This window comes from Budvicia aquatica DSM 5075 = ATCC 35567 (genome assembly GCF_000427805.1).
Taxonomy (GTDB): domain Bacteria; phylum Pseudomonadota; class Gammaproteobacteria; order Enterobacterales; family Enterobacteriaceae; genus Budvicia; species Budvicia aquatica.
In genome coordinates this window covers 1-22,777 of sequence record NZ_ATYS01000039.1, presented here as the reverse complement: position 1 = coordinate 22,777, position 22,777 = coordinate 1, and the positions used below count along the sequence as shown (strand labels likewise).

Here is a 22,777-nt window from a genome sequence, read left to right as displayed (position 1 = left end):
CTATCTTTAGCAGATATAACAACCTTAACTGATCATTCAATAAGTCTTTCTGGTGCCTTCATGACCTCACACTTTAGTTTATTACATTTGTCTATTTTATTTTTTATCTCGCTTGATATATTTTTCCTAACGCCTCCCATACCTTTATTTGTGCTTCTAACTTCAAGATGATAATAACTTATATCATCATAGAAAGAGGCTTCTTCATCAGGCACGCAATATAATATATATTCAAACTCAGCGGTATCGGCCATATAAGCTAATATTTCGTCAAATGTAAAATTTTCATCTTTATAAAAATGAACACCCAAAACATCGCTTAACAACGAAGCTACATTAGAAAAACTATCTGTTTTTTCTATTTTTAAGTCACCAAAATAGTATGTCATATGTACCTCTAATACTCTTATAAAGTAACAACTATTTCACTATTATCTAATTTTTCTGCATTTGTACTTTAGTATATATTCTAAAGGTGAACTTATCTTTTTCACACCTCTTAACCCACTTATTGCGGGATATATAGTGGCCAAATTTAGTGTACCACTACACTCATACCCGATGGCAATTAGACCAATATTTAAAAACTAATCCTCTGGACTTTTCATTATTTCACACCGTAACCTTCCATTATCTTCTATTTTCCTTTTTATCTCACTAGAGATATTAGTCCCTACTTCAGTAGTAAAGTCTATTTTTACCTCTTACTTCAAGGTGATAATAATTTATATCATCATAAAATGAGGCTTCATCATCAGGAACACTATACAATATAAACCTAAGAGTTTCTGTTTCTGCAATATATGCCAAAACGTCATCAAATAAGAATTTCTCATCCTTATGAAAAGATACACCTAGTGCAGTTCCTAATAACATTGCTGTATTAGAAAAACCTTCAGTTTTATCTATAGATAAATCACAAAAATAATATTCCATAAACCCCCTACGGTTTATAGTCCATTTTCAAATAACATCCAATTCGCACCGAGAACGGGAAATTATATAAAAATCAATCATATAATATCAATGATTATTTTATCTATCATCTAAATTATATCGAGAATCTCTTTCCAAAGCTTCCAATAATTCTCCCCATCCAGCTAATATTGCGGAAATCAAATTCCGCTCAAGAGCTTTAGCTCGTTCGCTTATAATAAAACATTCCATTGCCGTCTTACATTTTCTATAGAAGTAGTTGTAACATTCTTGATTTGTCTCTGCTAAAGTTACAACCCCCATATCTATGTCATACCCTTCATATATTTCGCTCATGCAGGCTTCATGCTCTACATCAAAAAGGTACCTTGTTTCCTCTAAAATCCAAGATGAAACTCTTGAGCTTAACAGAATAAATAAAGCTGGGATATTTTCCCAGCTAATTTAATTACTCAAACTGAGCTAAAACAAGTAATCTAAGTTGTGGCTGTTCATCGATGTTATCTTTGCTTACAACGTAATCAACCCTTCTATCAGTAATCTCAAGGAAATCACCTTCTATCTGCCCCCCGACAGTGTAAATCATATCCTTTTCATCTTCGGTTAATTCATCACTGACAATAAAAAGAATATGTAAAAACGAATCAACTACATCCATAGAAATCATTCGTACTTTAGGAAACAAATAATATAATAACGCTTTTTGCGCAGATAAACGTAGCAGCCCATCATTCATTAGTCAGATCCTTTTGTTGGGTTTACAGGCACTATCTTTGGAGATTTGATAGATTGAATTTTAAATACATTCGTTTTTAGAACTAAATCTGGCAACCCATTTGGATTACCAACATTGACATGGGTTCCAGTAACAGAGGGTACTTCTATCGTGACTTCATTTTCACGTAGATTTTCAGTTATAAATCTATAATTTCCAGCTCGATACTCATCCAATACTTTTTGGGCATCTTCTATATTTTCTAAATACCCTTTATTTTCTGGTGCTGTTCCTTTCAAATGTCGTTGTTGCTTTTGAGCACTTACAGTTGGAGGAAATGTTATTGATCCTCTTTTATTATCCAAAATTACTTCTTGACCTGACGTGTCAGTTTTGAGTAGCCCCAAAGGATCAAACGCATTAATCGGGTTTCCATCAACATACTGATATTGATTTACTCCGCCCAATAAACCAATCGGATCCGGCGTCAAATACCGCCCTAACCCCGGATCATAATATCGATTTAAATTATAAAAGAGCCCTGTCTCTTCATCTGCATACTGCCCCTGAAACCGCAGATTGGTCTCCACTCTCAACCCGCGCTCTTCCTGCTGATGTTGAGTTTCGGTTTGAACCTGCCCATAGGCATTATAGGTACAGCTATAAACCAATCCACCTAAACTATCCGTCAGGCTATGCGGTGTACCCAGATAATCATTTTGATACCAATAGGTTCCAATCCTATGATTCTTCTTGGCATTTACTTCGACTAATGTCAGTGACCGGAAGCTCCCCGATTCATACAGATAGCTACGACCATATCTTTATATGAGCACTCCGCTATCAACTTACTGCCCAGCCAGACAAGATGCTAGAATCCCTAAAAATATTTATTACTTAAAACAAAATATTTCTCCACTACTATTTATTAGTTTTTCAAAATGATCAGAAATATCAATAAAATTATCATCTAGCGCGTAACAACCATGTGAATAAATCTGAAGTTCATAGTCATCAGATGGTTCATCACTTAAATCATATTCGGGTTCAGGAATGCCTAAAAGTACATATTCATAATTTTTATCTTCTGCAATATAAGCAGGATATTCCTCATAAAAATTAGTCAATTCTTCTTCAAATTTAACACCTAAAATATTACTTAGTATTGCTGCTGAATTAAATAATTGCGCATTCTTATTCTCCCCTTCAATAGGTTTTATTGTTAATGTAGCAAAATAATAATCCATGATACTTACCTCCCCTTAGGTATATTTGGTGAACCTATCGGTGGATAATTTATTACGCCTTAACTGTTCGAGAGCAAGATCGTTAAATGTAACTCCTGAACCGCTTTTAATCGGTATATCTGTTTTATTGATATAGTACTATTTAACTCATTAGCTTCCGAATCATAGTGATAATGAGCCTCTTGCACGCCCGGCGAGACCATGCAGTTAATTTCATTTTGATTATTATATTGGTAGGTCCAGCCCTGCTCTTTTCCTAACACCCAAAAATTAACGTCCGGATACGAAAATTACTACCTGATTAGAAGAATAACTTTGAATAAGTGAAGCATAGGCTTTTGGCTTTTGGCTGCAATTTGAGTTGGTTGGGACATTACCCGATTTTGACAATAAACTGAGGTAGTTATTTGCCAAATCGGGTTGAAAATTAGTCAGGTTTAATTAGTTAGATACAACAATTAACAATACTATAGAACTATTCTAGCCCCTTTATTTTCAGGCGAAAAACCAACTGGCCAAACAGTATCCTTATCATATATAGCATCTGTGAAACTGGCTGTTTCTATTCTTGTTCCATTCAAATTAGCACCTTTTAAATTTGTTTTATCAAAGTTAGCATCAAAAAAATCCGCCCCTGAGAAATTAGAACCTTCGATATTAGAACCCGAAAAGTATGCGCCGCTTAGACGCGCATTACGCATATCAACATTCATTAGCGAGGAAGATAAGAAATTAGCATTCATCAAAAGAGCATCTTTAAAATCGGCACCATCTAGTAAACAATTCGCTAAATTCGCACTTCGCAAATTAGCTTTTCTGAAAATAGCATTTTTTAATGAATTACCATCAAAAGTAGCCGTATGTAATGAATCACCTGAAAAATCAAATCCATCTAAATTCTCAACATCGAACTTTCTGGTTGTCTCATCAGTTACAAATGTAATAACGATCATCAATGGTTACTCCAATCGATAGGGTCTATTTTGGTATTTGACATTAATTTTATCAATGGTATTCGACTAGGAGATACCACCCCAGGTGTTGATTCAGAAATTAGCCCCACTATTTTTCCGGCTACATAACGATGATTACCCTCAACAATAACGTCCCCATCAACTTTTATTAGCGGAGGAACTTCACCGTTCAGTAATTTATCTACATAACGTTGAACTACAGGCAAGGATACCTCACCTTGAACTGTTTTCATCGAGTCTCCTTTTAAAGCGTCCTGAATTATTTCAGGAGTGACATCTGCGCCTTTGGTAACTCGATGTCTTTGAGACCCATCTGTAGGCTCAGGACTTCTATCGCCAGTTGGCTTCGTCTCGGAACCCGGCATTCCCTTCAACCCCAGCGGGTCTACCCAGTTCACAGGGTTTCCATCAACATAAACGTAAGGATTCAACCCACCCGCCAACTTAATCGGGTCAGCCGTCAAATACCGCCCCAAGGCCGGATCATAATACCGATTCAGGTTGTAATGAAGTCCAGTCTCTTCATCGGCATACTGCCCCTGAAACCGAAGATTGGTCTCCATTAAAAAAGAAGTTAAAACAAAACGCTATTACACCATTGGCTACTAGCTGGAAGCATTGGGATTTACTACCAGTAAGTCGGTAATTATTAGCCTAAACTTTGTCGAATGGTTATTAAATTACAGAGTAAATAAGTAAAATATCTGGAAAGATCGGACACTCTTTCCAGATATTATTATTCAACTACATTTATAATGAAGATATATTTCACCACTACTATTTTTTAACGATTCCACTATATTTTCGATAGCTTTATCCATGGTTGTCACAATATCCAACTCATGATATTCATTTCCGTACCATACAAAAAATTCAGTTGTGATTTTTAGGATAACATTCAGAATAAAGAATAGATTTGTATCTTCTATGCTTTTTCCTTCGGCTAAACTTTGTTGAGCGTCCATGCAAATGCTATCAAAATCATTTACTGTATAGAGATGAAAATTTTTACTGTACAGATCTAAACAATGGGAAATATCTTCTAAAAACTTACTATCTACAGGAGAAAGAAAATCAAGATGATTTAGATTATCCTCATATTTTAATTTAATAGGAATTAAAATAAATTGACTCATTTTATTGGTCCCCCTCGATCTTTTCTACCGATTCGTTCTCTCATTGTTCCATCACGGAGCAATTTATCTGCTTTATCAAGGTCTGCCCCATCTGTTTTCTTTATTTCCCTAACAATGCTTTTTAAATGAATGGTAGGGAAATGAGTATGTGGAACACTATTAACTTTCATATCATTATGTGTATTGTGAATTTGAAACCACGAGCCGCCTTCTTGTTGGGCATCAACTAAATTTACATCCTTGCTGGTAGGCATAACAGTTCCGTTCGGTGAGACAATAAAATCTGGCTTAAATTCAGGTTCGGGAACTGAGACACTACCATTGGGAGAGCTGACGGTAGGTTCTGGTGTCATTGATGGTGTAGTATTAATCGGGCTCAACCCCAACGGATCTATCCAGCTTACTGGATTTCCATTGACATAAACGTAAGGATTCAACCCACCATCCAGCCCTATCGGGTCCGCTGTCAAATACCGCCCCAAGGCCGGATCATAATACCGATTTAAATTGTAAAAGAGCCCGGTTTCTTCATCCGCATACTGCCCCTGAAACCGAAGATTGGTCTCCACTCTCAACCCGCGCTCTTCCTGCTGATGTTGAGTTTCGGTTTGAACCTGCCCATAGGCATTATAGGTACAGCTATAAACCAATCCACCTAAACTATCCGTCAGGCTATGCGGTGTACCCAGATAATCATTTTGATACCAAAACGTTCGGGTTTTCTGATTCTTTTTTGCATTTCCTTCAACCAGCACCAGAGGTCGATGACTGCCGGGTTCATACACATAACTACGCCAGACCGTATCTTTATCAGAACACTCAGCAATCAGCTTACTGCCCTGCCAGATAAACTCGGTCTTCTTACCCTCAACCGTCTTACTGGTACGTCGGTTAAAGGCATCATAGGTATAGGTAGATACTCGACCATTGGGCGAAACATGCTTAATTAACCGGTGACGGCAGTCATATTCATAGGTGGTCAGTAATTTATGCGCAGTGCCTCGGCGTTCGGCAATCAGATTACCAAACCGGTCATACTCAAAATGGCGATCGCCAAAGAAGGCTAAACGGTTACCGGCCGCGCTGTTTTCTGCACTAATCCGGTTGCCTGCGGCATCATAGCTAAAGGTTTCAACACGATCTGCGTGGCGATCTTCCTGATTGGCATCTGGATTGCTGCTCGAGATTAATTGCCCGATATCATCATAGCTATAGCGTCGGGCGTTATTACCGATAACCTGCGACAGTTCGTTATCAGCCTGATAACGATAGTCCTGTTTCCAAAGGATTTGAGGATTATCATCAAAACCCATCCCTTCGCGTAAATAATGCTGAGACAAGCGCCCCATATCGTCATATTGATAACGATTAATCAGTCCGTTTCCCTGCCGACGCTCCCGTTCCCTACCGCTGTTGTTATAATCAAACGCGGCTAGCGGCTGACTGTCGAGCGTCATTCCCCTTAGCTGGCCGTCACGATGGTGGTATTCCAGCCACTGCCCGTCCGGCAATCGCGTACCGGATAGCTTTCCGCTCTCTTCATGATAACGATGGCGGATCGTCGCCCAGTTCTGATGCTCTGCAGTCAAACGCCCGGCAATATCATATTCCCAAACCAGCAACTGTTGGTCAGACTTAATTTTGGTCAGTTGGCCAAAATCATCATAGCTGTATTGTTCTTCAGTCCCATCGGGAAGAATTTTACTCAGCAAACGTCCCATCGGATCGCGAACGTATTGCGTGATAAACGGCTCTTCGTCATGCCGATCGCCAAACTCACACTTCTCAATAAGGTGGCCGCTTAAATCATAAGCGTAGGTGGTCTTGATGTTATCAAAACCAATCTCTTCGCTGATAAGGCCCGTTGCAGTATAACGAAGCTGATAAACTTCCCCCTTCTGGTTTTCAATCTCGCTGACCTGAAGGTGAATATTGTTATACCGGTATTTTAGAACGCTGCCGTCAGGCAAGGTTTTATGCGTTAATAAATGCAGAGGTGCCGCATATTCATAAGCAGTAATTCGACCTGCTTCATCAGTAAGCTGAGTCACTTTACCGTAAGGATTGTATTGGTATTCTCTACTCCGTCCGTCGGGATAAGTACACTTTAATAAACGGCCTAATGAATCCCATTGATATAAAGTAACGTTGCCGCTTTCATCTTCGACCTGAACGGGATTAACACCGTAGTCATCATAACGATAATAAGATAATGCCCCAGTACTGCTCTTTTCTTCGACTAGCCGCCCGACGCTATCCCATAAATACTGTGTTTGAACACCATCCGGGTAAGTCACGCTCTCTATCTTACCGTTATCGTAAAACGAATAACGCGTTACACAACCTGATGGGTCTTTAGCTGCAACGATTTCGCCATGTTGGTTAATGGTATTTAACCAAATTCTTGTCGATTTCCCCTCACCGACAGAAACGCGTTTTACGGCCCCCAGAAAATGGACGTAATTTGTTACTTGCCGATCGGGGTTAACACTTGCACTGACATTGCCGCTATCATCATAAAAATACTGTGAAACTTTTCCCAGAGGGTCAGTAATTTTAACCAGTTGTCCTTTATCATCGTACTCTTTAAAGGTTTCGGCCCCGTCGGCGGCTTTTTCATAAATCAGACGAGCGTTACTATCATGTTGGTAAACTTGCTGACTACCGTCACTACGCGTCAATTTGACGGTTTTGGTTTCATCATTCCATTCGTACTGGGTATCGAAATTATCAAAATTACTATATTGCCTGATACAACGAGCCGATTTTCCTTCACCTTCCCACTGCCAGTGAAAAATCGCACCACCGCTCAGTTCTCGGCTTATAATTACATTCTGATCGTCATACTCATAACGCTCTTTTTCGTTATTACCGTTACTCGCACAAGCGAGTTGTAATAAAGAATTATATTCATAGCGGGCTAAAACTGATTTTGAAACCCATGTGAACTCATTATGCTGATTATCAGATTCATATCGTTGCAGAGCCACCTGCTCAATCAGATTTAATGAGTTATACGAAAAGTAAATTCGACAGGTATCATTCTTAATATGGCTAAGATAGCCTTCAGACGTGTAATGAACCGTAACGGTATTATGATACTTATCACTAATGGCGACTAACCGTGCATAGCTGCCTTCCCGTTCAAAGTGATATTTACCCTGACCGTTAGAAAAGGTCACGATATAACTCTCATACCGATCGCCAAATGAAATAGCTGCTTTAGCTAATTTATTGGTGACGACTAAGGTATCAGCAGTCAGCGCCGGGAACTCAGTAGTCTTATTTTCATGATCGGACCAGAAAATTTTATCATTGGCAAACGTTAAATAATGGGATAAAGAATGGCTCCAACCATAGCCCAGCCCCTTATTTATTTCACTCGCACTAGTACGGTAGAAGCGGCTCCATTCCATCGGTAAAAGACCTAATAACTTACCTTCAGAGATAGAAAGTAATTCTTCTCCAGAGCATAAAGAAATCGGATCGCCATCAACAGGGGTTTCAGGTGCCGACTGAGTCGGATTACCATTGGCATCCTTCCCTGTGATACTGGCATCAGGCGTATCATCTTTTAACTCGATCTTGTGCTTATTATCCAGCTCATTAGGTAAGCTGCTATTTTTATTATTGGTGACTTCTGGAACTTTAGAATTTACATTGGCATGTTTATTTGTATCAATCTTTTGTCTGAGAGTTCGAATATGATCTCTCACTTTCATGCCAGGATTGTGCTCTTCGGCGATTTGTATAAACTTCTTACAAACCTTAACGAGTTCACTCGCGTTTTTCCCTGCCCCTTTAAAAATTGCTTTCATTATTAATATCCTTATTGATTAATGGTTAATTCCGTTGTTGGATTAAAACCTGCCACGGTATCTAATCCCTCTAAAGCGATTTTTAGTACAGCACCGGGCAACACAGTATAAAGGACAACCATTATAATAATTTCGCCAATTGCCTTAGCGGCAAACTCGCCTAATTGCTGAGGCGTAAGGAGACAAAAATAGGAATATAATGCTTTAGTACAGATAAAAACCAATACTTCATCAGACAGAACAACCAGCATATCTGATATTTCTTTCTTGCTACTGTTATATAATTTCTCTAACTCTTCGACGGCATCTTTACTTAAATATTCTAATAATTTTTCAGTATCAAGTTGAGATACCCAATTAAAAATTAATTTAACGGTGTCATAAAGTTCCAGTACTTTATCCACTAGTGCAGACATAAACTCTTGTCTTACGGCATCCCAGTTAACACCGCCCATCTGTTCAAACTCGATCCATTGCTGATATTGGCCGTATCCACCTTCGGCTTTATCTTTCCAAACAGTTTCAAGTAAAGCGCAGGATTGAGTAATGAGCTCTGCATATGAACTTTCCAGCGCTTTAACATTACTGGCTAAGCTTGCATCTGGATTAATAATAATGTGATATGAATAGCCAGCATCACAGGGTTCAAGCGTGATTTCCGCTATGCCAAATTCATCAAATTCCTGATTATCTAGAACCGTTTTATCCTGATAATAGGGTTTAGCATAGAGATCAAAGCCACCAAAACCACCGCTATCACTCATAGCCATCCAAATAGATTGCTCTTCTTTCAGTGTTAAGTCTTTTCTCTTGATAACCTTAAACTTTGCTTTACCGATAGGAATATAGCCTTTGGCTTGAAAAGCATGAGTAACAACAATCGGACCATCTTTACCACAGGGTAATTTTCCTGTTATCTCCTTATCATCACTTCGCCCTCTCGTTATTTCCATATCGCCAACTTTAACTTCCTGATCCATCAGCAACAGGCTACCCAGTAAGGGAAAGTCAGTACAGTCTTTATAGTCACTAAAGCAGTTTTTAAAGCTGGCTAATACATCGGTAAAACGCTGCTCTGGCGTAATAACAACCTTAGGGATCTTACCTTTTAAATAATCAGAGTTTTGCGATGTTGCTCCAGATGAATTAGCGTCACCTCTGGCGGGGTATCCATAACTTGCCATCCCGTAGCTTGTCATTGTTCATTCTCCAAATGATGAATTACGTTCTTCAATAGGTCTTCCAGAACACACGACGAATTATCTAAAAAATGCTCTATTTTATTTTTCAGTAGATCTTCATCCATCGACCAATAAATGTCCGGGTAGTCTTCCTGAAGAACCTGAAATATATGAACAAGAGCTGGAGTCTGGTCTTGTTTAATGAGGTTTCTGATTAACTCTTTGGGTACTGACCACCAAGGAAACGCTTTGGGTTCTGGTTGAGCAGAGACCTGAAAAGTAAAATACTGGCCATTGACCCAGTAGAAGGGAAATACGGGCAAAATAGATGCCCACTCTTGCCCTAAATATTCTAAATGAAATGAAAAGTACTGCCCGTCCCAGTATCTGAAAAAGGCGGCATCACCATCGGGCATAATCACCTGCGTCAACCCCCGAATATGTTCAGCAATCATCTCCAGACTAAACGGTGACCTTGCCAGCCAGCCCCAATCTTTATGCTCCGTATTGGCTACCCAATTCAAAAACGGGCTGCCGTTGCTAATCGGCACAATCATCGGCATAACCTCAAACCAGTCAGCATAAGGCGTACCCGAATACAGCCCATAAGGCGTTTGCGTACCATCATGGAGGTAATACTCTTTGACGGCTTGAGATTCGCCGGTATTCGCCAATACCGCATACAGTGGCATGTTGGATGTGGCGGTTATTTCAACCCATTGACTAAGGGGCAGCGGATTCATCAGATATTCCCTTTATTTCTATTTTTTTATTCTTTTTTTAGAGGCTGGACCAGCAATGGCTAAAAACAATCATCACTGCGCCATGCCTATGGTGCTTTTACTTCTGTCGTTATAACGTGAGTTTCTTTTTAACTACGTCGGTTGTCATACCCTTGATCTTATTTTTAGCGAGGTCGGTCGCTTTTCCACTAATATTACCAGCGATTCCGGTTGGATTAACCCCACCCACAAAACCACCGGTTGATCCAGCCATGTTTCCAATACTACTCGATGCACCTGATCCAACATTTCCGGCAATGCCACTTACGCTCCCCATGGCATCATTCATCATACTGCTGGCATAACTTTTGGCTCCGTCAACCATATCCTGAGCCTGTGCCAGTTTCTCTTGCACCATATTGATGCCAGAGCTCAGACCTGAATCATTCATAAAACCAGAAGCCATATCCATCGGCGAACCGCCGCCAAACCCTAAGTCAGGCATGCCACCCATACCGCCTAATCCACCGGCAAAGCCCGGAGTTCCCATGCCTGCCATACCTGCACCGATACCGCCACCAAATCCACCGCCAGCAATCATTCCTTTCAACATCTCTGATTTATCATCAGTGGCCGGAGTATCAGATAAATCACACTCACCGTTCTTACATTTTTCACACTCTTCGCAGTAAGGCACACTTTTGCGCAAAGTGGCCTTTTGAATCAGCGTTGGTGCAGCCAAGAGCCCTAATAGGCCCGGCATTTTAAGATTAAGACCTTTACCTGTTCCCGGTGAGCCGCTGCCGATATTGAACGGTGTCGAAGTGAAAATGCCCGATGGTTTTAAGGTGATAAATTGCGAACCGGCTTTAATCGTCAGTTCAGTCCCGGCTGCCAGCGTAATCTTGGCCCCGGCCTCAATAGAGACTTCATCACCGGTTTTTATTACGTAAGCACCACCGACTTTAAGATTTGACTCGCCTTCAATGCTTTCAGACTTACCGCCATCGGCTTTAATCCGTGTCGCACCGGTCACCGTGATATCATGAGTACCGGTGATATCCCAAGTACTGTTATTGCCAATTTTCGCTTTGTGGTCGTTACGGATATCCCAACTGGTGTCGTTATTAATTAAAGCGTTAAAGTCTTTTTGCCCATGGATATAAACTTCTTCTTTACCACTTTCGTCTTCAAATGACAGTTCATTAAACCCCTCAGCTTTATGGGATTTAGAGCGCCAGACCATTTTGGTCTTATTGGCAGGAAGCGCATAAGGCGGTTTATTGACATTGTTATAGTGCCGACCGCTAACGATTGGCCGGTCAATATCGCCATCAACATAGGTAATCATCACTTCATGGCCAATTCTTGGTAAAGTTACGCTGCCGTAACCGCCACCAGCCCACTGGTTAGATACGCGTACCCATGCGGAAGCTTTATCATCAGGTGCATCATAACGGTTCCAGTGGAAGTGTACTTTTACGCAACCGTGTTCATTAGTGTGGATCTCTTCACCTGAAGGGCCAACAACCTCAGCAATTTCGTTAGAGTCAGGCACGGGTTTATGAATAAACGGCGGGCGCCACTCTTTCTGAGAGGAAATAAACTCAACTTGATTGCTAACAAAGGTCGGCCCTTGATCTGACTCTTCTTCTAAAGCTTGCGGGCAAGAACCTTCATGGCGGATACGAATGACCTGCCAGTCCACATTCATTTTAGCGTCTGGGTGTTCAGCTAACGAGAAAATCTTACCCGGCATTAATTTCACACAGTTAGTGGTTGCACTACCTAGTTCACTCTCTGATTGCAAAGCATCAAGCCGATATTGAGTAAAGGGTTTACCCGGAGAATCATCAGCAAAACGGCCAAAACTTTCAAATACGGTAAAGCGGTCATCCCCGCTTTGCGCACCTTCGGCAACCGATTTATGTTTTAGCTCATAGGCGGGCTTTAGATAGTTTCTGTCTTTATGAATGGCCTGATTAGACCGCATATAGACAGCAAACCTTATATCGCTCATGAGATCGCCAGCTTCGGCTGACTGAGGGTGGGTATTATAAGTCAGGCTTATACCCGCCTTTTGGCCTAACCGGCTATCTGAGTAAAAAATCTGAGCGTTCTCTTCATCTTTTTGCTCAAACCAATATGTCATACCTTCTTCAGCCGTTAGGCGCTGCAAGAACTGATAGTCTGTTTCACGTTTTTGAGTCACGTACTCCCGAACGGCGTGTTCATCCGCAAACTGTTTTTCAAACTGAACGTTATGGAACTGAAACATTGACTCAGCGATCTGAGGAATACTTTTAAAGTGAAAAATTTGGCTATCTTTGCGCAGAGTCAATAACCAGGCCTGAGGTCGGATAATGATTTTATACATCGTACGGCGAAAACCGGATTTACCCTGCTCGATACCTTCTACTATGCCAGATATCGTTCTCTGAGCCTCACCACCAGACCAAACGCTAAAATTAGCCCGCTTACAGATCAGCGCCGCTAAATCAATGCGGGGTTCTTTAGTCGCAACATAAAGCTCCAGGGTATAGAGGTCTGACAAAGCTTCTTCGAGCGTAAATTTGTAGACCGCAAAAGTTTCTTCAGCGAGATCACCCACCTTGCAGGTAAAATAGAGTCCATTATTATTCATATTTACTCCTTAAATTTGACCCCGGGTTCCAGTAATCTGCGGCAAGGTCCAGCATTCGTTAGTTTGGGTATTAAAAATATCGGTGAATAAAAAACTGTTATCAGTAATGCAATAAGCAAAGAACTGAGTCAATAAAGAGCCAAACCGATAAGCCTCGCCAAGGTCAGGGTAGAAATCAGGATTCAGGTGTAGCTTCATTTTTAATCCTCGCACCGGTAATCCATTAAAAAGCCTGTCTATCGGCATGCTCGATACCTGTTCAATGCCAGCCAAATAGCGCCGATGCTTATCGTTAGCGGGGCGGTTTGCATCCATATGAATATCAAAATCAAGAATGACCTGTTGAATGGCCTTCTTATCATTTAAAAACATCGGGCTAAGGGAAAGATGCGAAATCAGAGGCCAGTGACGATGGCTGCTTGGCAACGGCGCCTGTGGTTTAGTTAGCGTGGTAATATTGCGAAAACTTAAACCACTGGGAACTTCACTGGTGGGCTCACAGATATCTCCCTCGTTAAGGCACATAACCCGCTCACCATCATCACATTCAAGCTCACAAATAAAGTAATTACGATCGGTAATCTCAACCGATTTTCCCTCATGATCAAAAAACGATACCCGATGAACTGGGCTCTCGCGCACATCATTTTCAAGCTCTAACTTATAAAAATAGGCATCGTGTTCTTGGGTAAAACGGGTTGGCACAAAATTGGTTATCGCCCGATATTCTTGAATCATGCCACGGTTATTATCTGAAGCATCAGCCGGAGAGTACATCGACAGTATTTGAAAAATACGATGATCTCTATTTGCTGGATTAAGCGGATATCGAGTATGGGATTGTTTACCTGTAACGAACTGAATTGAAGAACTCAGCTCATTAAACAGATTAATCGCAGGGACACAATGTAGTTTGAATACTTGTTCATCAATGGCGTATTCAAACGGAAAAATACGATTAAAATTGAAGGTAACCTGAAATACGCCCTCGTCATTTAACGGCAGCTTTCGAATAGCCTTGCTCAAATCGAGATGAACAAAATCATTTACGTGGGGCGTGTAAAAATATTCCTGCAATAACTGTAAGCGCCAATACTGTTTTATTTCTATTGGTAATGCCAGCGTATCTGCATCTGGCTTCATCAGCGCAACAGAGTCTAATGGAGCGGTATAAGTTTGATCATTACTCTGGATTTTTACATCCTTAAGGTAATGACTCAACCAGAGCTGAAGTAAACCTGCCGTTGCATGATTTTTACCCAAGAATAAGGTAAAAGATGATGGTTGCCACTCATGCTCATCAGACTTTCCGTTCCATCTGAATGTCAGTGTAATTTGGGAACCATCATTACTGTGTGCCATTTTTCTATCAACAAGTTCCAGCGGTAAAACCTCAACCTCTCGTTGTACCTTAAACAGATACTCATCAGGCTTAGAATCTACAATACCCTTGATATGAGTCCCTTTAGGAACAACGAGCATTTCACCATTGTCATCAGGAAAGAATTCGACGATCGTCGTTGCTGGAATAGGTCTTAACGGCGTTGGCCAAACCTCTTCCAACAAACCATGAGTTATCTCAGGAAAACCATCTTCTATTTTTTTGCGCAGACGAGCCGTTAAAAATGCCGAGCCTTCTAGCAAACGCTCAACATCGGGATCTGCCGCAGAAGAGGACAAAAAACTTTCTAAATCGGGATATTCCTCAACGAAGTCCTGAGCCAAAAGCTTCAGATGGGACAACTCATCTCGATATAGCTCTTTTAATTCCATCTAATGACAACTCCTTAAAGAGTTTTATCCTTTGGCGACTAGCCGATGAGAGCCAGAAGGACACGCGCAGGTAACAATGTGCCCTTCTAAGGCAACAGGAATACCTCTAATCGTCATATCCGGCGAGCCTTCAGCAATAACCCCGGTAACTTTACAAGCTGCACATAGCACCTTATCGCCAACAAGGGCTATAGCTTTACCGTCATAACTGGAGTCAGCAGAACCCGTGAGTACCGTACCTCCCGTTGTTGAAGTATCACCTTTAACAATTATTTTCTTTCCCTGCACCATCATTCGCATTGAAGATATTCCTTATCAGTTCATGTACGTAATTTAAATACTTCAGGTCATTGTTATTAATAGTAAAAATAATTATTATTTTTTTGTTTTTAAAATCAAAATCATAATAACCATGTATATAAACAAATAAATGTATCACTGTCTACCTAGTAATTCTTACACTAAACACCTTAACTAAATGTATTTTAAAGTTTTTTAAATTTTATTTTTTTGAAGGGAACTGATATCTGCCTAGACTGGCCCCGTAAATCTCCAGACATCGTTGGTAAAGAAAGCTTCATTCGCCTCTTTTCTGCACATCTGACGGGATTCTTCCCGCCTTTTACCTCGACGCTCACCACACACTCTTAACGAATGCAGCTCAGAGAGTTGCGTTGCCTGAGTGTTTTGTTGTATGTGGGCCAGTTGGTGATTTTAAACTTTTGCTTTGCCATGGGGCTTGATGTTGAAACGAATGTAGCGATCAGATCCGCCAATCACCTAAAAGTTCGATTTATTTAACAAAGCAGTGGACCGGAGAAATCACTCGGCGGCCCCCTCCTCCCCAAGGGCAAAAATTCAGCTTGGAAAAAGTGCCATAAGAAGCTAGATTCGTTGCAGCAAAATACCATCGCATAACACTCAGCCCTGATTTTCAGAAAAAGTATAAAGGATGTCACATGGGACGATTGATTGTAGTAAAAGATTCGACGAACTTTAATCCAGATTTCGGAAATGTAATACCAGTTGCAATGGAGCATGAGGACGGTAGTTTTAAAAGCGTAAATATTACAGACTTCCCTAATTCTGGAATTTTTATATCTAAAGAGTACCGAAAAATAGATGAGGTCTTTAAAGATGATGAGCTATTCATAATTACAGAGTGGCATGTGACTGACAATGAGTGGCAGGAAAATAAGAGGAAGCAAAAATATTACTCAAAAGGAGAATGGGCTGAAAGACTTGAACACAATGCACTAATCCCAGTGATAAAAATGCCTATGCCTGATATTGATACCGGTAAAGTCAGTTTGGGATACGACCTACCTAAAAACATTTCATTTTTTATCGAGGATTCGGGCGCAGTTAGCGGTCCGTTTAATGCGACCAAAGACGACGACGACTGGTTTCTGACGATCTCGACAGTTTTGACTCCGTTAAATCTTCCCACGGATCATATTGCCAAGTTCGATAAAAGTTTATTAGAAGATAGTGGGGAACTTCTACGTTTCGAGGTCAGAGGTGTTCTACGTACATTTATCACATCCCTGAAAAAAATAGAGAGAGCCTCATTTGAAAAGGTTGATTATATTTCCGCCTCAAGACTAATAAAATATTATGCAAAGTTTGGGTTTGGCAAGGGGAGTAGCACTTTAGGCAAGAATGAAGCCAATAAATTAACGCAAATAATTGATGCCTTCAAGAAAAAAAGTAAGGCCATGGATAATGATGAACGTCTCAAAAGATTAGAGAAGGTATTAGCTGAATTTCTTGATGATGAAGGGTACGGCAAGGCTATAATCGAGGACTTTCTTCAGGATAATGTCGAAGGAAGGAAGTATCTGGACGGTTACTTTTTACAAAATAAAGACTTACTGATAAAAGAAAAAATAGAAGAGATTGATGCTCAAACGAATGCAAAGAAAGAGCAGATTCAGCGGGAAATTAATGACATTTCTCGGGTGGCTGAAACTCGTAAAAAAGAGTTAGAGGAAATAGAACAAGGTGTGGAGCGTGCTCGAGTTGACGCGAGTCTTGAAGTAAAGAGAATACAAGAACAGTCAGCAGAGCAAGCACATCAAAGTTTGCTTGAGAAGCAAGCATTACTGGCCAATCAGAATACAGAACTTGAGCAGAAAATAAAGAAAAACCAGAATCTTTTGGAAGAAATATTAGAAAAAAATCAAGACATTGAAAATGTTGTTCGTTTGAAAGAAGAGATCACGTTTCAGCAACGTACTAATCAAGAAAAACAAAAGGAAATAATTGATTTAGATAGGACATTGGAAAGGCAAAGAACTTTAATTGCGTCACCCCAATTAGGGGAAAAGCTGACTGAGCTAAAAACTTTAATCCAAATGTTAAATGGTAAGCCGGATTATGAGACAAAAATGGATGTAAAGGCTTCCCAGTTGAAAGTCTCTGAGGTGGAGTTAACAAAGTCGAACAGGGCAGAATATATTCATAGCTTGCTTGATGCCTTTCACTCCGAAGAGGGGCGCCAATTCACATACGATGAGATGGTAAATCTGGTAATTAGCACTACACAGTCATTCCTTACCATATTATCCGGCCCACCAGGTACAGGTAAAACATCAACGGCGATTAGATTGGCTAATGCTTTGCATATTGATGGTGGTGAAGGAGAAGGTGCCGCAAATTTCTTAAATGTAGCTGTAGGCCGTGGATGGGTAGCTGGTAGAGATATTTTGGGCTTCTATAATTCTCTGAAAGACGTTTATCAACCGTCCAGAAGTGGGTTGTACCAATTTCTAAGAAATAAAGATAGCTCTGATAATTTTCTAAAACTGGTGCTTCTCGATGAGGCGAATTTATCGAGTGTAGAGCATTATTGGTCTGATTTCCTAGGCATGTGTGATACCGAGGGGGCTAAACGTCGTATTGACCTTGGGATTCCTGATATAGGGCAACGTTTTCTGGAGGTTGGACCTCAGGTACGATTTATTGCAACTATAAATAATGACGCCACAACCGAAAAACTGTCACCGCGCTTAATTGACCGCGCGCCAATAATTACATTGAGCGAAGATGTTAGCATAGAGGATGTATCTGATTTTGTAGGCGATTGTGGCTTTAATGGAGCAATTCCCATTGCTCAAGTTAATCTTGCCTTCAATATATCTTCTGGAGAGGCTGACTTTCTCCCTGATGAACAAGCCGTCCTTGAGCAAGTACTCGCAATTTTGTCTGCGCCGGTATCTAAGACGAGCTCAATCCATATTAGTAAGCGTAAGATAAACGCAATACGACGTTATTGCTTCGTAGCTAATGAAGTAGGCGGGATGAGAAATCGGCCTCTTGACTACGCTATTGCTCAACATATTCTTCCCGCGATTGAGGGTTATGGGGCAGGCTTCAGGGAGCGACTAGTCAAGCTTGAGCAAAAATTAACAGACCTCGACTTAAACATGTCGAGAAGAGCTCTGAAGGCTATCATCGAGGAAGGAGATAGTTATGCTGATACTTATTCCTACTTCTAAGGTGCATGCATGAGGCTTACTGCGAAGATAATAAGCGGCAAGAGGCGTGGTCTAGAGATCGAGTTGACTTCCTTTGGTCTTCAGTCCTCTAATCAGATTTTTTTTCTGGAGGACGAGGCTCTAGAGTTTAGGCTGGAAGTGGCCGCTCCGTTGGATGATGTTTTTTTGTGTCTTCATGAAAATGAAGTAGGCGTGACTGGCATTAAAGAATGTGACGGTTTATGGATTTATGAATGGAAGCCAAAACCCATTTATCAATCAACATACGAGTGCTTCTTTCATAACTACTACGGTATGGCGGAGCTCTCGATAGCAACGAGAATTGATGGGGTAGGTGAAAGAGTTATAATCGAGCAATATTCTCCAGTTGAAGTACTTGCCAAAAAATTGAATGCTGAACGAGCTGAAAAAATGCTCGATTTTTTAGCGTTTCATGATAACGATGCTCTAGCAGCATTTTTTCGAGTAACTCGTATAAATGCAGGATTCAAAGAAGGGGAAAGATCGGTTAGCTTTTTGATCGAGCAACTCGAACGAAATGTTTTTCTGCTAATGACCGAGATTCCAAATATCTATTCCAGACCAATTGCAAAACTTACACCCGTGACTAAAATTGTTGTAGTATCCGAAAATTCTGTAACAGACGACACCACCCTAGCCTGGATAGCAGAAAATTCTGATAATATCTATCCAGTTGATGATCAAGAGCGGGCGATACTGGAACTAGATGGCACGTATTATTCTTCAGAAAAAATATTAGAAAATCATCTAAAAGAAGATTTGAATATTTATGAAAATCAAGTTATCCATGGTTTTATAATATCCCTTATGCGCGCCGCTTCAGAGATCCTTAGGGGGCTTGAAGAGTATCCCTCTTCAAAGATTCGCGTGCAATCGGATATATCTGGGTATATTTCATTTTTCGCACAACTAAGTAAGTTCGCGAAGGTGGTCAATAAAAATAAAGTTGCACGATGTAAAGAGTTGATTGTCAACCTACAGCGTTTAAAACGAACCTTCGATGAGCGAGTTCCTGTGTCCAAGACTGTGATTGGCACTCCGCAATTTACAAGAAAAGCTAGATATAATCTTCATTATCAGAAAGTATTTCACAAAATAATAGCTTGGCATAGATTCGGCGCACCTGATTGGAGCATACAGGAGGAGCTTTTTTCGATTCAAAGTATTCCCAAGCTTTTTGAATACTACCTGCTGTTTTTGATTAAGTATCACTTTGACAATGCGCGGTTATTGGGTATGAAGTTTGAATTGATGAATGTCCCTATAGTAGAACGGAATAATTTCGAGTATGACTGGGGTGGTTATACTGTACGACTTATCTATGAGATGAAAGCTTGGACTCATGATCACACGAGCTCTTTTGATGCGGCCCTGATAAACTCTGAAGGATGGACTATCAACTCTGTGAATGGTGACCTGAAGCCTAGGGGGCAGTGCGGGCCTTATGCTAATCGATCACCGGATATGATTGTTTGTATTTCAACCCCCACGGGTGAACAAAGGCAATTAATTCTGGATGCGAAGTATACGACCAGTAAGAAAGCATTTAGTCATTATCTCCCCGAACTTACAATGAAATACCTTCACGGCATACATGAAAAAAATACCGGAAAGAGTTTTTCTTCTGGACTGATGATTGTAAATCCAAGTGAATCTTGCGAGACTCGGCACTTTCATCACTCGAGGTATAGTATTTACGGGGCAAGCCCTGTCACACCGGCTTTATTAGTAAGCTCTCTGGCTCCAGGCATGGCGGAGGATAATGACTCTGATTTCAGAACTAATTTGTCCCAATTCCTGATCTTAATGAGGGCATCTCTTGGAGGTGAGCAACCATTACATCTTGGAATCGTTGTTTAACAGCTGGCACGCTTTTATGGGATGTGATGTTACTCAAAACACGGCAATATACTTATTTGAAACTACTCTATCTATATGAATTTAAGTGATTTCACTTGTCTTTAATCAAGAGTCTTGCTGTTTTTTGGGGATATAAGATCCCTGCTACTAGTGACAGGCGGTTAGTAAGCAAAAAAATCAATTCCGGTGTATCTGTATCATTTGAGTCGTACTTCCATTGGTATTCTTCTGTCTGTTTATAGAGATGCGGCCACAGTCCTCAAGTATCTTCAGCGCCTTAGTCAGACGAATACGATCCCTAGTTGATACGGTCCATATCGTCTAACATGTGTTCTAGTTATTGCCGTATAGGTACCGTTTGGGCTAACAGACCAGCCACTGGGACCGTTAGCTGAAACAACGGAGAGGTCATATCATGGCAAGGTTTAGCGGTAAAAATATCGTAATTACAGGCGAACTCAGCGGAATTCGATCATATGCCGCCAAGGCAGATAGTGCCGACATTGGCGGAGCGTGGGCAATATATTGCATCAGAATCGACCCTGTATCGCGTACTTAAAGCCGCCAACCAGCAGCGCCACCGGGGAGCGGAGAGACCTGCGCAACGTCGCCGATTTAGGTGTTAAGTTGGGATATCACTCATCTGCTAGCAGCAATAAAAGGTGTCTTTTTTTACTTATACTTATTCATGGATATTTTTAGCCGAAAAATTGTTGGCGGGCAGGTCCATGAGACTGAAAGTACTGACCTATCTGGCGAAATCATGCGTAATATTTGTTTTCGAGGTAAGCGTCTTTCCAACACCGTCTGGTAGAACCTGAAATTCCTGTCAGGATGGTGGACACCAAATAAGGTGGACGCTATCTATGAAATCATTAACTTCTGTTCGTAAAAATCTATGGCCCCCACCATTTTTGCAACACTGATTTTTTGATTAATGTTGGCTTGCCTAAATCTATCCGGCGTCACTATGGGCATGGATGCCCGCGCCTCGATGAGTTCCGCACCTGATAATCCTAAAAACACACACGGCTTCAGAGAGCCATTTTTTACGTTAGGTTTCCATCAGGTCGATAGGCCGTTCATGTCATCAATAATCAGTCTTCGCAAAACCAGATTGGGAACTGCTTAATTAACGATTAACCTGCCAGTCTGACTGGCGTCATCGTTACCTTTCGAACACGGTCTGCCGCGTTGTGATTGCCCACGCTATCCGGGCTAATTTGTTGGCCAGCGCACAACACACTACGCAGGAGTGTTTTCTTGCCAACTGCGCCCTGACCCAGTCAGCCAGCTTTCCTGACTGATAATCTATTCTCTGGATAAAGACTCTGGCGCACTGGACAAGTAACCGTCGCAGATTTTTGTCTCCGCGTTTACTTATCCCTAAAAGCGTATTTTTGCCGCCCGTACTGTACTGTCGGGGTACCAGGCCGGTTGAGCCCGGCTACAGCCATATTGTTTACCGTCACCCAATTGCGATGATAAGACGCTGGCGGTTATCGGCCCAACACCCGGTATTGTCTGAAGACGTTGTCCTGTTTCATCACGACTCAGTTCCTGCTCCAGTGCTCTCTCAAGCTCGATAATCTGTTCGACAAGGTAAAGATAATGAGCATGTAAGCGCATCAGCAACTGTGCCAGATAAGGAGGAAGTTCGTTCTCTGCAAGGACTGTTGAAAGTCGTTTTATTACTGCGGCTCCGATCGGCATACTGATGCCAAATTCCAGCAAAAAAGCATGCATCTGATTTGTCGTTTTGACTTTATCTCTGACCAGCGACTCCCTGACTCGGTGAAGCGCCCGCATGGCCTGTTGAGCTTCGGTTCGTGGTTGCACAAATCGCATGGTGGGACGAGACGCAGCTTCGCAGATGGCTTCTGCATCAACAAAATCGTTCTTGTTGCTCTTAACAAAAGGGCGGACGAACTGCGGAGAAATCAACTTTGCTTCATGGCCTAAATCAGCGATCCGGCGAGCCATAAAGTGTGCACCGGCACAGGCTTCCATAACAACAACCGAGGACGGACATGTTGCCAGAAACTGCATTAACTTAGTGCGCGTGAATTTTTTGCGCAGAAGCATCTTACCGGACTTATCCTGGCAGTGAATGTGGAAAGAATGTTTACCGAGATCGATACCAATAAGCGTGACATTTTGCATGATGGTCTTCTCCATAAAGAAACACCCTGCCAGCATACCGCTCACAGGGTGGTGGGGGCCATCTCATTACACACCAACTATCCCGTT

17 protein-coding genes and 3 pseudogenes are annotated in these 22,777 nt (G+C 41.2%); 3 read left to right on the top strand and 17 right to left on the bottom strand.

Annotated elements, in window-relative coordinates:
• Positions 1–32 precede the first annotated feature (32 nt).
• The 16 genes and pseudogenes from YWE_RS0114865 to YWE_RS0114790 form a co-directional block, all read right to left on the bottom strand.
• Positions 33–389 (bottom strand): hypothetical protein, encoded by a 357-nt coding sequence (locus tag YWE_RS0114865; protein WP_029095258.1) that lies wholly within the window; start codon positions 387–389, stop codon positions 33–35.
• Between the two features lie 289 nt (positions 390–678).
• Positions 679–936 carry a hypothetical protein gene (locus tag YWE_RS0114860; RefSeq protein ID WP_029095257.1) on the bottom strand — a complete coding sequence of 86 codons (258 nt, stop codon included), beginning with the start codon at positions 934–936 and terminating at the stop codon, positions 679–681.
• A 99-nt stretch (positions 937–1,035) separates the two neighbouring features.
• Positions 1,036–1,272 carry a hypothetical protein gene (locus tag YWE_RS0114855; RefSeq protein ID WP_029095256.1) on the bottom strand — a complete coding sequence of 79 codons (237 nt, stop codon included), beginning with the start codon at positions 1,270–1,272 and terminating at the stop codon, positions 1,036–1,038.
• A 112-nt stretch (positions 1,273–1,384) separates the two neighbouring features.
• Positions 1,385–1,672 carry a MafI2 family immunity protein gene (locus YWE_RS0114850; RefSeq protein WP_029095255.1) on the bottom strand — a complete coding sequence of 96 codons (288 nt, stop codon included), beginning with the start codon at positions 1,670–1,672 and terminating at the stop codon, positions 1,385–1,387.
• A complete protein-coding gene (locus tag YWE_RS31745) occupies positions 1,672–2,391 on the bottom strand; it encodes an RHS repeat-associated core domain-containing protein (protein ID WP_345917565.1) in 720 nt (239 codons plus the stop codon). The genes YWE_RS0114850 and YWE_RS31745 overlap by 1 nt, the downstream gene beginning before the upstream one ends.
• Positions 2,392–2,544: 153 nt before the next feature.
• Positions 2,545–2,898, bottom strand: coding sequence for a hypothetical protein (locus YWE_RS0114840; RefSeq protein ID WP_029095254.1), 354 nt, complete (start codon positions 2,896–2,898; stop codon positions 2,545–2,547).
• A 467-nt stretch (positions 2,899–3,365) separates the two neighbouring features.
• A complete protein-coding gene (locus YWE_RS0114830; protein WP_029095252.1) occupies positions 3,366–3,851 on the bottom strand; it encodes a pentapeptide repeat-containing protein in 486 nt (161 codons plus the stop codon).
• On the bottom strand, positions 3,851–4,105 hold the full coding sequence (locus tag YWE_RS31450; protein WP_227660016.1) for a hypothetical protein: 255 nt from the start codon (positions 4,103–4,105) through the stop codon (positions 3,851–3,853). Before YWE_RS31450 ends, YWE_RS0114830 begins: the two co-directional genes overlap by 1 nt.
• Positions 4,106–4,236: 131 nt before the next feature.
• Positions 4,237–4,426: pseudogene (locus YWE_RS31445) on the bottom strand (RHS repeat-associated core domain-containing protein); the annotation flags it as partial.
• Between the two features lie 186 nt (positions 4,427–4,612).
• Positions 4,613–5,008, bottom strand: coding sequence for a hypothetical protein (locus YWE_RS0114820; RefSeq protein WP_029095251.1), 396 nt, complete (start codon positions 5,006–5,008; stop codon positions 4,613–4,615).
• Positions 5,005–8,826, bottom strand: a complete 3,822-nt coding sequence (locus YWE_RS27400; RefSeq protein WP_051323359.1) for an RHS repeat-associated core domain-containing protein — start codon at positions 8,824–8,826, stop codon at positions 5,005–5,007. Before YWE_RS27400 ends, YWE_RS0114820 begins: the two co-directional genes overlap by 4 nt.
• An 11-nt stretch (positions 8,827–8,837) precedes the next feature.
• The gene (locus YWE_RS0114810) at positions 8,838–10,025 is read right to left on the bottom strand and encodes a hypothetical protein (RefSeq protein WP_029095250.1); all 1,188 of its coding nucleotides are present in this window, start codon (positions 10,023–10,025) and stop codon (positions 8,838–8,840) included.
• Entirely contained in the window at positions 10,022–10,750 is a 729-nt protein-coding gene (locus YWE_RS27395; protein WP_051323358.1) for a DUF4123 domain-containing protein, read from the bottom strand. Before YWE_RS27395 ends, YWE_RS0114810 begins: the two co-directional genes overlap by 4 nt.
• A 109-nt stretch (positions 10,751–10,859) precedes the next feature.
• Positions 10,860–13,373 (bottom strand): type VI secretion system tip protein TssI/VgrG, encoded by a 2,514-nt coding sequence (gene tssI / locus YWE_RS27390; RefSeq protein WP_051323357.1) that lies wholly within the window; start codon positions 13,371–13,373, stop codon positions 10,860–10,862.
• A 9-nt stretch (positions 13,374–13,382) separates the two neighbouring features.
• Positions 13,383–15,146 carry a type VI secretion system baseplate subunit TssF gene (tssF, locus tag YWE_RS0114795; protein WP_029095249.1) on the bottom strand — a complete coding sequence of 588 codons (1,764 nt, stop codon included), beginning with the start codon at positions 15,144–15,146 and terminating at the stop codon, positions 13,383–13,385.
• Positions 15,147–15,170: 24 nt separating this feature from the next.
• Complete coding sequence (locus YWE_RS0114790) at positions 15,171–15,446, bottom strand: PAAR domain-containing protein (protein WP_029095248.1); 276 nt, start codon at positions 15,444–15,446, stop codon at positions 15,171–15,173.
• A 659-nt stretch (positions 15,447–16,105) separates the two neighbouring features.
• On the opposite strand from YWE_RS0114790, the gene YWE_RS0114785 reads away from it, so the two are divergent.
• The 3 genes and pseudogenes from YWE_RS0114785 to YWE_RS31960 all read left to right on the top strand — a co-directional run.
• Entirely contained in the window at positions 16,106–18,646 is a 2,541-nt protein-coding gene (locus tag YWE_RS0114785; RefSeq protein WP_029095247.1) for a hypothetical protein, read from the top strand.
• A gap of 9 nt (positions 18,647–18,655) precedes the next feature.
• Positions 18,656–20,527, top strand: a complete 1,872-nt coding sequence (locus YWE_RS0114780) for a DUF2357 domain-containing protein (protein ID WP_029095246.1) — start codon at positions 18,656–18,658, stop codon at positions 20,525–20,527.
• Positions 20,528–20,982: 455 nt separating this feature from the next.
• Positions 20,983–21,114: pseudogene (locus YWE_RS31960) on the top strand (helix-turn-helix domain-containing protein); the annotation flags it as partial.
• A 581-nt stretch (positions 21,115–21,695) separates the two neighbouring features.
• Here the strand turns inward: YWE_RS31960 and YWE_RS27385 are convergent.
• Positions 21,696–22,690, bottom strand: a pseudogene (locus tag YWE_RS27385) (IS110 family RNA-guided transposase).
• Positions 22,691–22,777: the final 87 nt, after the last annotated feature.